This is a genomic window from Paenibacillus xylanexedens (assembly GCF_007680605.1).
In the GTDB taxonomy this organism is placed as follows: domain Bacteria; phylum Bacillota; class Bacilli; order Paenibacillales; family Paenibacillaceae; genus Paenibacillus; species Paenibacillus xylanexedens_B.
In genome coordinates this window covers 160575-171890 of the sequence record NZ_VEIO01000003.1, presented here as the reverse complement: position 1 = coordinate 171890, position 11316 = coordinate 160575, and the positions used below count along the sequence as shown (strand labels likewise).

9 protein-coding genes are annotated in these 11316 nt (G+C 51.0%); 5 read left to right on the top strand and 4 right to left on the bottom strand.

All coding sequences use genetic code 11. From position 1 onward, the window contains the following. Positions 1 to 192: 192 nt before the first annotated feature. From FS818_RS18575 to FS818_RS18555, 4 genes are read right to left on the bottom strand one after another with little or no spacing between them, the layout of a single operon-like run. Complete coding sequence (locus tag FS818_RS18575) at positions 193 to 873, bottom strand: class I SAM-dependent methyltransferase (RefSeq protein ID WP_145333628.1); 681 nt, start codon at positions 871 to 873, stop codon at positions 193 to 195. Beyond that, on the bottom strand, positions 870 to 2309 hold the full coding sequence (locus FS818_RS29345) for a glycosyltransferase family 4 protein (RefSeq protein WP_260984691.1): 1440 nt from the start codon (positions 2307 to 2309) through the stop codon (positions 870 to 872). Before FS818_RS29345 ends, FS818_RS18575 begins: the two co-directional genes overlap by 4 nt. 1 nt (position 2310) lies before the next feature. After that, positions 2311 to 3231 (bottom strand): glycosyltransferase, encoded by a 921-nt coding sequence (locus FS818_RS18560; protein ID WP_145333627.1) that lies wholly within the window; start codon positions 3229 to 3231, stop codon positions 2311 to 2313. Next, positions 3231 to 4562 carry a hypothetical protein gene (locus FS818_RS18555; protein ID WP_145333626.1) on the bottom strand — a complete coding sequence of 444 codons (1332 nt, stop codon included), beginning with the start codon at positions 4560 to 4562 and terminating at the stop codon, positions 3231 to 3233. The genes FS818_RS18560 and FS818_RS18555 overlap by 1 nt, the downstream gene beginning before the upstream one ends. A gap of 235 nt (positions 4563 to 4797) precedes the next feature. On the opposite strand from FS818_RS18555, the gene FS818_RS29340 reads away from it, so the two are divergent. Genes FS818_RS29340 through cydC form a run of 5 tightly spaced genes read left to right on the top strand, consistent with a single transcriptional unit; the run spans position 4798 to position 11140 of the window. Beyond that, entirely contained in the window at positions 4798 to 4932 is a 135-nt protein-coding gene (locus FS818_RS29340; protein WP_260989910.1) for a hypothetical protein, read from the top strand. Between the two features lie 4 nt (positions 4933 to 4936). Beyond that, on the top strand, positions 4937 to 6352 hold the full coding sequence (locus tag FS818_RS18550; RefSeq protein WP_145333625.1) for a cytochrome ubiquinol oxidase subunit I: 1416 nt from the start codon (positions 4937 to 4939) through the stop codon (positions 6350 to 6352). After that, positions 6339 to 7352 carry a cytochrome d ubiquinol oxidase subunit II gene (gene cydB, locus FS818_RS18545; protein ID WP_260989909.1) on the top strand — a complete coding sequence of 338 codons (1014 nt, stop codon included), beginning with the start codon at positions 6339 to 6341 and terminating at the stop codon, positions 7350 to 7352. Before FS818_RS18550 ends, cydB begins: the two co-directional genes overlap by 14 nt. Before the next feature lies 1 nt (position 7353). Further along, positions 7354 to 9189 carry a thiol reductant ABC exporter subunit CydD gene (gene cydD / locus FS818_RS18540; RefSeq protein WP_145333623.1) on the top strand — a complete coding sequence of 612 codons (1836 nt, stop codon included), beginning with the start codon at positions 7354 to 7356 and terminating at the stop codon, positions 9187 to 9189. 1 nt (position 9190) lies between these two features. Beyond that, a complete protein-coding gene (gene cydC / locus FS818_RS18535; protein ID WP_145333622.1) occupies positions 9191 to 11140 on the top strand; it encodes a thiol reductant ABC exporter subunit CydC in 1950 nt (649 codons plus the stop codon). The last annotated feature ends 176 nt before the right edge of the window (positions 11141 to 11316 follow it).

Here is an 11316-nt window from a genome sequence, read left to right as displayed (position 1 = left end):
TGTTTCAGACGGAAAAACACATAACTATGCAATTCGTTATGCAATCCGCAATACTACCCTTTCCGCGTATTATGTTCGAATACCTAATCGCTTTCTCATCAGAAGCCTCTATGGTAATGCTCGTTTAGAGGCTAGATGAGATGAGCTACTGTACAGCAATTGATGTATTAATGGCGTGCGGGACTAACGTCTCTATCCTTTTTCCGCCTTGCATATCACAGCCCTGAAGCAGCGGATGGGCGCGCCATACATCTCCGAGGAGATGGCGTCCGCAGGTTCTTCCACGGTTAACTTATCTTCAATCGTCAGTCCTGTGACAGCCATGATCGTTTCCAGTAGATCCGGTCGCATCTCGGGTACATCAAACGTGGCGATTAACTGTCCGTTTGGCTTCAACACCCGGGCGAATTCGCGAAAAGCCCGTAGCATCGTGCCCGTGTCCAGATGCTCCAGAACAGAGATGCAGAATATGCGGTCAAACTGCTCGGGACGATATGGAAGCTGCGCCAGATTGGCCTGAGCGCGATGAAGCCGGGTGAGGTAATGTTCGGGCAGATGGAGAGCCGCCTGTTCGCCAAAATCAGCCGCAATATCTAGACGAATCGCCTCTTCCGACAGGATGCGTTCATCCCAATCACATGCGTGAACTTCGCGGCAATGCTCCGTGAGCCAAAATTTGAACGGGTGCGAAATGCCGCAGGCCGCATCCAGTACCACGTCGCTTGAACGTGCAAATTGCCTCGCCCACTCATACTCATAAGGACGGCTCCACCAGGCGGGATGGAGCGGGAAAACGAGCGTGTCTGTCTTCGGATCGCTTTGCCGGATGTACCTTGATTCCATCATTGACGTGGTGTCGGGTGTGTCCATCATGTTTGAATCGCCTCCTTCAATCCTGTTTCAGCTAAAAAAGATTCCAGAACCCTGCTCCACCGGCTACGCCATATGGACAGATCATAAGACAGTGCGGTTTCGCGCGCATAGATGCCAAGCCGCTCCCGCGTGGCGCGATCCTGAACGAGCCTGATGAGCGCGGCAGTCAATGCCTGCTCACCCGGGGGCACGAGCAATCCGTTGAACCCATCCTGAATCAGATCATTGAGTCCTCCGACATTGGAAGCGATAACCGGAAGACCGCAGCTCATCGCTTCCAGGCATGCGTAGGAGGTTCCCTCCGAGAATAACGTAGGTATGACAACGATATCCGCCTGATGGTAAGCGTCACGAATATCTTTGAAATCGTACGTATGCTGGCGGATGCGGACCGTATGCGGATGTGTACGCTGCCAATAGCGAAAGGCTCTGCCTACCGTACTGCCTTCGACCAGTTCCCCGGCAAATTCAACCTCCACATCCGGAAAAGCCCCCAGCAGCTTATCTGCCGCAAGCATCATAGGAATGATACCGCGCTCGCTGCTGATGCGGCGGGGATACAGAATGCGGATTGGACGTGGAACTGACACAGGCACAGCGTCATTCGTATGATCGTGACCTTGATGAGAAGGAGGTTCGGCAAATTCATTTTCGAAAGAAAAAGCACCTACACCGGAGACTTCACCCTGCTCTCGCTTAAAACTCTTCGTTCTGGCTTTTTCCCCTGAACTGCGATCTAAATCTGAATCATTAAGGCCTGCTGTATGATGATCTGCTGCATCCCCCCTGTATTCCTTAACAAGAATGTCTTCCTGTTCAGTCTGGAGTGGCAAATCTCTTTTCCATGTCGTCATCCATTCCTCTTCATGCTGCGGTGTGAGCATCCTGCTTGGCGGAGCAGGGATGAAATAAGAGGTGTCCACTGCGTTGGGAATCAGCACAATTTGTTCTGAATCGGTGTACGTACAGGCTGCCCGGCAGAAGGTCTGGAAATGGGAGTCTACCGAAACGATGCGAACCAGTCCGTCCAGCGCCAGCTGAATGTGATCGGCAACCTGGCGTTTCGTCTCAAGCGGCAGGCGGGGGCGATCCCAATTAATGCCATGACATATCCCGAGGCTGCCAGGTTTATAGGTAATGGGTTGCCAGAGGCAACTGGCATAGATGATTGGACCGCGGGCTGCTGCGGCCATCCGGTCAAAGGCTTCCGGTACATTTTCCATGTCGTAATCGTAACCATAGACGTCAATCTGTTCGGTTCGGGTCTGGAATGCTTCGAAATAGGACAGCTGGTGCACTTCCGGAATATGTCCGAGTCCGCGGATGACACTGCATAGATCGAGAATATAACGTTCCAGTCCGCCGCCAAATACCCGGCCAAACTCCCGGTTGTAACCATCGGTAAAACTATGGGTCAGGATGCTGACCACACCCATATTACGACTCCTCCTTCCAAGGGAGCAGGCGCGGTTCAGGGTCCAGAATGGACTCATACTGCGCTGGGTTACCCCATTCCCCATGCGGATCAATCCGTTTGTAACGTAAATATTTGCGTACCCGATCCTCCAAACTCCCTGCCCAGCCGAGATGCTGAACCTTCAGTTCCGTGCATACCCCTGGTAACACGGTGCAGGACGCGGGAAGACGAGGAACATGGTGATTCTGTTGCGGGTAAAAGTAAGGATAGCCCGGCATGTAACGGACAAGGGAGGCGGTGTGACGTTTGTGCATCGACCACAGCTCATCCTCCCGATAATGTGTTCGGCAACCCCACATATCGTAGAATCGGAAGGCAAACCAGTCTGCATAGTCTTGATTAATGAGCTTGCGTATCGCCTTTTTGGCTTCAGTACTGTATAGTTCATCGGCATCTACCGATAGAAGCCAGTCTGGATCTGTACTGACTGTTGCTTGCCATAATGTGTTGCGAAGGCGCCATTCCTCGGCAAATAGTGGCTTCTCTAACACATCTAGACGAACTACTTTTGGGAAAGCTCTGCATATTTCCGGTGTTCCATCTGTACTGGCATCATCCACGATGACGATTTCATCCACGAATTCACTCAGATCTTGCAACACTTCTTCCAGATACCGTCCTTGCTCATTACGTACCTGAAGCATGGCAGTCAGCTTGTTGTTTTTATTTTTGCGTATCCGACGTACGGAAGAGTTTTGTTCGTACGCATCCACTTCTACATCACGGCTGGTGGAGGGGGTGGCTTCCTCTTCGATCCGTGAATTCACGATGCGATGAACTTGACTTGAGGCGCCTTGGGCTTCGGAACTCGAAGACGTTTGAAGCGAATCATGCATAACGGGCCTGCTTCCAGGGGTTCTGCGCTTCTTCGGGTCTATCATTAAGGCACCTCCCCAAGCAACTGCTGTACGGCTTGATCCAGCAACTCCAGTTCCATAATCCGGGCCAAGGCCTCTTCATCCTCCGCAGCTGTCTCCAGAAACAGCCTTACCGCACCGTGGCGTTCGCCTCGAAGAGCCAGTGCTGTCCCGGATAGTTGTCGATATTGCAGAAGGCTGGTTGCATCCTGAATATCACTGGCATGAACGAGCGCAAGCGCATCCTCCACACACTCTGTTTCCTGATAGATACGGAACTTCCAATGCCTTGCCGTTTCCCCGCCAAGCTCATCCAGAACGCGCAGAGCACTGCCATAATCATCATTGATACGCAGCAGTTCTGCGCGAACCAACTGTTCTTCTCCGGCTTCAAGCCAGCGGCACAATTGCTCATAATGATGACGTTCTTGCTCGTTATTTGCACTGATGCCAAACACCTGCAGAGCTTCTTCAATCTGACCTGATCTCGCATAGATGGCGGAGAGGAACCGGTAATGGGACACCACACAATCCTGCCTTCCGTTGATGACAGCATGAGTGAATGCTTCCTTGAGCGAGGCGGCGGCACGGGAATCTTCCAGTAAATACTCATATGCGGACAGAAGAAACGAGATGGTTTCATGAGCACCTGTTTTGGCTCGAAGCTGTCTGTAGTAGTCGGCTCGCACACGACATTGAAGCGTGGTAATGCGGTCTGGTTTACCAGTCAGTGCCTGCTGAAGTGCATGCATAAAAAATATCTCATAATCCCGCAGTGGAATACGTTTACCGTCATATTGGATGTAACCGGCTGGTGAAGTGTCTTCTCCCCCTAGCCAGATGGCACGGGTACCTTGAAAGAGCAACTTCATATACCGGGTTTCCGAGGATGTGGCGACCAGATCGGCAATGCCGACAAGTCTGGAGATACTGCTCTCCCAGAGTGGAGATGATGCTTCGTCTCCTACCGGTTCAGGCAATAGTGCAATACATATTTCCGGTTGTAGTGAAGCTACAGCCATGAGCCAGTATGGATGTGCAACGATTGCAGCTGTGTGAGGTTCCTGTAGTCGTTTCTCCGCTTCCGCAAGGGAGATTACTTGAATGGCCTTTGGCAATTCCTCATCCTCAGCTGTACGGCTGCTGACATAAAAGATCGTACCTTCTTGAGCTGCAAATAGAGCAGCGATGTCCGGGTAAGGGAAGGATGACCAGCCTCCTTTTCGCGGGAAAAGCACATATTGGACTGCAATGTCTGTGGACACAGACAGATCGGTGGCTGTCTTCTCCAAGTCCTCTTCATGCTTTGGTTTTGGCTTTGAAGCAGTATCTGTTAATGATTCCGCATGTTCCATCTGTAACTCACCACACTTTGACAAGGGATTTTTGGTATGTAAAAAAGCCGTTGCAGCACTTCACATATCTCCGTCTGACACTAACATATGGGCATTTGTCTCCAAACATGAACAACTTCCAAGAATACATGCAACAGTTCAAGACAAATCAGGCCGCGGGCATGTGGGTTAGATAGGCTTAATTTTATCTATTGTGTGACCAAGGTCACTTTTTTTCGCAGGGGAGGTGGGTATTGTGATAATTCTCACATGTGAGTTGTACGTAATCTGGCACAATACGTTCATCAACGTATTTGGAGAACAGACAGCGAAGATGAACGCTTCAACGCCACTTACGTATCTTGCTAAAGCGAACAGAAAGAAGGGGTAAAGGTATGGATCCGATTATGTTATCGCGTATCCAATATGCACTTACAACGATTTTCCACTTTTTCTTCGTACCGCTGTCCATCGGCCTTGTGCTGCTAGTTGCGATTATGGAGACGTTGTATGTCATGAAGGGAAAAGAGATTTACAAAACGATGGCGAAGTTCTGGGGCAAGCTGTTCCTGATCAACTTTGCCGTCGGTGTGGTCACCGGTATTTTGCAGGAGTTCCAGTTCGGCATGAACTGGTCGGAGTATTCCCGGTTTGTCGGTGATGTCTTCGGTGCGCCGCTGGCGATCGAGGCTTTGCTAGCATTTTTTATGGAATCTACATTTATCGGTTTATGGATATTCGGCTGGGATCGTTTGTCCAAAAAAGTGCATCTGGCCTGCATCTGGCTCGTATTTGCCGGTACATTCCTGTCAGCGGTGTGGATTCTGGCAGCGAACTCGTTTATGCAGCATCCCGTTGGGTTCGCCATCAGCAATGGCCGTGCGGAGATGAATGACTTCTTTGCACTCATTACGAATGGACAGTTTCTCGTTGAATTCCCGCATACCATTTTTGGTGCGTTAATGACGGGAGCTTTTGTGGTGACGGGCATTAGTGCGTACAAGTTAATGAAAAAAAAGGACGTGGAAGTATTCCGCAGATCCTTCAATATTGCGGTTATTATCGGGCTTGTATCCTCGCTGGGAGTGGCTTTCTCGGGACACTTTCAGGCGCAATATCTGGTGGAGACACAGCCGATGAAGATGGCTGCAAGTGAGGGCACATGGACAACCACCGAAGATCCGGCACCGTGGACGGTCATCGCCTCCATCGACCCGGAAAAGCAGGAAAATTCGGGTGAAATCAAAATTCCTGGATTGCTTAGTTACCTGTCTTACAGTAAATTCTCAGGCAGTGTTAAAGGCATGAAAGAACTGAATGCCGAGTATCAACAAACGTACGGACCTGGCGACTACATTCCGCCTGTACGCACGACGTTCTGGAGCTTCCGTGTCATGATTGCTGCAGGCGGCTTGATGATCCTGCTGGCGATGTACGGAACATATCTGGCTTGGCGCAAGAAGCTGGAAGTGGCGAAACCATGGTTTATGCGTCTGATGGTTTTTGCCATATCCCTGCCGTTTATCGCCAATACAGCAGGCTGGATTATGACCGAGGTTGGCAGACAGCCATGGACGGTATTTGGATATATGACAACCGAAGCCGGTGTATCGCCTAACGTTTCAGCAGGCATGATTTTGTTCTCCACAATTGCCTTTACTGCGGCGTATACGGTTCTGGGCATCGTGATGGTGTATCTGTTTGTACGCAAAATCAAAGCAGGCCCATATGCCGTTGATAAGTCAGAAGAGCATGATGAGCCGGCCGATCCGTTTGGTGTAGATGGGGGGTATTCCGTTGTTACTAAGTGAGCTGTGGTTTGTGCTGATTGCCGTATTGTTTATCGGGTTTTTCTTCCTTGAGGGATTTGACTTCGGGGTGGGTATGTCTACGGGGCTGATCGCCAAAACAGATCGTGAACGTCGTACATTAATCAATTCGATTGGTCCGTTCTGGGATGGTAACGAGGTCTGGCTGCTGACCGCGGGCGGTGCCATGTTTGCAGCCTTCCCGCACTGGTACGCAACATTATTCAGCGGATTTTACCTGCCGCTGGTTGTGGTGTTGCTGTTGCTGATTGGACGCGGAGTTGCCTTTGAGTTCCGCAGTAAAATGAAACAGCAGCGCTGGCGTAGAACGTGGGACATCATTATTGTGGTGGCAAGCGCCTTGCTGCCATTCCTGTTTGGGGTCGTTTTTGCAACGTTGATGAAGGGACTGCCTATTGATGAGAACATGCAGATGCATGCCGGTTTCCTGGATATCGTGAATCCATACACCGTTGTAGGCGGCTTGAGTGTAACGTTATTGTGTCTGGTTCACGGGCTGTTATTTGTTTCCCTGCGTACCGTAGGTGAATTGAGGGAACGGGCACTTCAACTGGCGAAAAAGGTAATGATACCACTGGTTGCAGTGCTTGCGATATACGCATTATTGACCTATCTGATGACCGACGTATTCACAGTTCGCGGCTGGGCGCTCTGGATTATGGTTCTGCTGGGTGCTGCGGCGCTGGCTCTTGCGGCTTACTTCATTCGTCAGCAACGAGAAGGTTGGGCTTTCGGGATGACAGGTGCGGTTATTGCCATTGCCTTTGCCTCCGTATTTATCGGATTGTTCCCACGAGTTATGGTAAGTTCCATCAATTCGGCATTCGATCTGACCGTATATAACGCAGCATCGGGACCTTATTCATTAAAAGTGATGACTATTGTTGCGTGCACCTTGTTGCCGTTTGTGCTTGGATATCAGATCTGGAGTTATTATATTTTCCGCAAACGTCTGAACGAGCAGCACCACCTGGAGTACTGACATGGGACGCGGGCTAATGAAGCTGCCGGGCATCCGGCCGGTACTCGCACTGGCATCTGCATTGGTGCTGTTGCAGGCGATGACGATTATTATGCAGGCCAAATGGCTGGCACAGGCCATTACGGCGTTGTTCGAAGGTGCCACGGTTTCGTCACAGTATCCGGTGCTGCTGTTGTTTCTGGCTGCTTTTGCTGCCCGCTACGCCTTGTCATTCTGGTTACAGCTTGTCACTACGCGGTATGCGGAGAGAACCGGAACCGATCTGCGTAGAGAGATGACGGAACAATGGTTCAGGCTCGGGCCGCGTTATGCCAAAACAGAAGGTACAGGACATTTGGTGACGCTGGCACGTGAAGGGGTTTCCCAATACAAAACGTATCTGGAGCTGTTTATTCCGCGTATGCTGGGCATGGGGTTCATACCTGTTGTTGTTCTGCTTTATGTATTCAAACTGGATACAATGTCCGGTGTGATATTAATGCTAACGCTACCGATCCTGATCGTGTTTATGATCCTTATTGGTCTGGCGACTCAGCGCAAGATTGACGGACAGTTCAAGTCCTACAAGGCGCTGGCCAATCATTTTGTGGATACGCTGCGTGGGCTGGAAACGTTGAAAACGCTGGGTCAAAGCAAAACACACGAAGGCTCCATCATGCAAGTAAGCCAGCGATACCGAAAAGCAACCATGTCCACACTGCGCATGGCCTTTTTGTCCTCATTTGCACTGGATTTCTTCACCATGTTGTCAGTTGCGTCCGTTGCGGTAGGTCTCGGACTCCGGCTTACGGAAGGACAGATGTCACTGTTTCCTGCCCTAACCGTTTTAATTCTAGCACCAGAGTATTTCCTGCCTGTACGCATGTTGGGTGCAGATTACCACGCGACTCTGGATGGCAAGGAAGCCGGAGAAGCGATTAATCAAGTGATTGCACGAGGCAAGGCCGCAGAACAGCGCGAAAAGGATGCCTATGCAAGTGTAGTGGATCAGTCAGGGGTGTTGGATGAAAATGGAGCTGTTTCCCCTACGCAACTGCGAGTGGTATTTAACCGGGATAAACATGGGATGCAAGATGCGGCAACCGCAGCATCTTGGGGAGAGCATAGTCGGTTAGCACTGACCAATATTCAGGTTAGGCACGAAGCGGAGGGAGCATATTCCCTTCAGGATGTTACTTTCCAGCTGAAGGGTCTTGGGAAAATCGGAATCATTGGCGCTAGTGGGGCGGGAAAATCAACGCTCATCGATGTTCTCGCAGGTTTTCAGCCTCCAACAGCCGGACAAGTGCTGGTCAACGGGAAGCATCTGACCCCGGAACTGCTCCGAGATTGGCGCAGCCAGACGGCAGCGATTCCGCAGCATCCGTATACTTTCAGTGGCTCGATTGCGGATAATATTCGTTTTTACAAGCCAGAGGCATCGGATGCGGAAGTGGCTCAAGCAGCACAGGTAGCGGGGCTGACAAAGCTATTGTCATCTCTGGCAAGTGGGCTACATGAACAGATTGGTGCAGGGGGCAGACAGCTCAGTGGTGGTCAGGAGCAACGTGTGGCGCTCGCAAGAGCTTTGCTGAGCGAACGCAGCGTGCTGCTGCTTGACGAACCTACCGCGCATCTGGATGTGGAGACCGAATACGAACTGAAACAGACGATGCTACCCTTGTTTGAAGGTAAGCTTGTCTTTCTGGCAACGCATCGTCTGCATTGGATGCCGCATATGGATCGCATTATTGTCATGGATGGCGGTACGGTAGCGGAGACAGGCACACATCAGGAACTGCTTGCACGAAAAGGGGTATATTATCACATGATTGAAGCGCAGATGGAGGCGATATGAGATGAGATCCGGACATCCAGGGACAGAGACCGAACGAGGCGGACAAGGTGGAAAAAATGGTTGGATTACTCCATACGCGACACAGTACCGCTGGCGAATGATCGGTGCGATTGCACTGGGCACATGCGCGGCTCTCTGTGCGGTGATGCTCCTTTTTACCTCCGGGTATCTGATCTCCAAGTCTGCGCTGCGTCCTGAAAATATTTTGATGGTCTATGTTCCGATTGTTGGTGTACGTGCCTTTGGTATCTTCCGGGCGGTGTTCCGTTATGTCGAACGACTGGCAGGGCATGATGCTGTTTTGCGTGTGCTTGCAGATCAGCGGGTGAAGCTATATCGCATTTTGGAACCACAGGCTCTGTTTCTGCGTTCACGAATGCAGACCGGTGACGTGCTCGGTGCACTGGCCGATGATGTAGAACGTCTGCAAGATATATATTTGCGTACCGTATTCCCTGCTGTTACAGCACTTGTGATCTACGGAGCGGCGGTACTGGCATTTGGCAGTGTAGATCCGATGTTTGCGCTATGTATGGCACTGTATATGTTGTTTATTGTTGTTGCAATTCCCGCAATTTCACTAAAAATGACATGGAGATGGCGTGTACAGCTCAAAAGAGAAAACAGTAAGCTCTACACACGGCTGACCGATGGCGTGCTTGGGCTTGGAGATTGGATTGCCAGTGGCAGAGCGGCAACGTTCGTGCAATGGCAGGAAGAGGACGAGGAGCATGCTGATCAGATTCGCCGTAGATTGCGTCGCTGGAGCCGTTGGCGCGATTTTATTGCTCAATGCATCATTGGGGTGATGGTTGTTATGGTCACCATGTGGGCAGGACAAGCGGCGTCAACAGCTCAGTTGCCTGCGGTTATGATTGCGGCATTTGTGCTTGTCCTGTTCCCTTTAACGGAATCATTGCTACCGGTTGGCGACGCAGTAGGGCATGTGCCAGATTATCGTGAATCGTTGGACCGATTAAACAAGCTGGAGGGCTCGGAAGATAAGGGACGTCAGAATGGGAAAGATCAGAAAAAGAAGTCCCAAACATTTGAGTCACATAACAGACATCGATCTGGTTCAGTTGCGGTGCAATCGACCTATGAAGTACCCGTAGCGGATAAGGGAATGACTGCAGATGGACGAATCCGTCTACGCATTCCCCCGAAACTCCGGGCGGATATTAGCATTGAGCAAGTGAGTTATCGGTATGAAGCAGAGACAGCATATGCCGTTCGGGATATCTCTCTGGATCTGCCTCAGGGCAAACGTATGGCTATTCTTGGACGCAGCGGTGGTGGTAAATCAACGTTACTGAAGCTGATCCAAGGTGCCTTGTCTCCCTCATCCGGCAAGGTTTTAATCAATGATCTGACTGTAGAGATGCTTGGCGAGAGTGTAACCGAAGTGATAGCAGTACTCAATCAGAGCCCACATCTCTTTAATACGACGGTTGCGGGCAATCTGCGGATTGGTCGTCCAGATGCAACGAATGAAGAGATACGGCAGGTCGCTGCGCAGGTTGGTTTGGCTGAACTGATCGAGTCTCTGCCACAGGGGTATCAGACACCGATGCTAGAGACAGGACTGCGCTTCTCCGGCGGAGAGCGTCAGCGGATTGCACTAGCCAGGGTTTTGCTACGGAAGACGCCCGTTGTTATTTTTGATGAGCCGACTGTAGGGTTAGATCCCGTGACAGAACGCGAACTGATGCGCACCATGCTGGACAGCCTGCAAGGCAAAACGTTAATCTGGGTTACCCACCACCTCATTGGTGCAGAGAAGATGGACGAGATTGTGTTTGTGGAAAATGGAAACATCGTCATGCAGGGTTCTCACGAACAGCTGCTGGCTCGGGAAGAGCGATATCGCCGACTCCTTGAACTGGATCGGCCCGGATGGTTGGAACGGCAGCGCAAATCCCCGCTACCTCCCACCGCTGCTTTCAAGTAACCGACTGTGGCAGGAGATTATGACCCTATGTGAGCAGAGATTCCGTCCCTCCACTAGTCGTCCTGTGGATGTCACCGAGTAGTAGGTAGGATGCGGGAAAGTGACATGATGCAGGTGAATAATGTGAAAAAAGACGAAGCAGGCACAGCCCTGCTTCGTCTTTTTGTTGTCGCCCG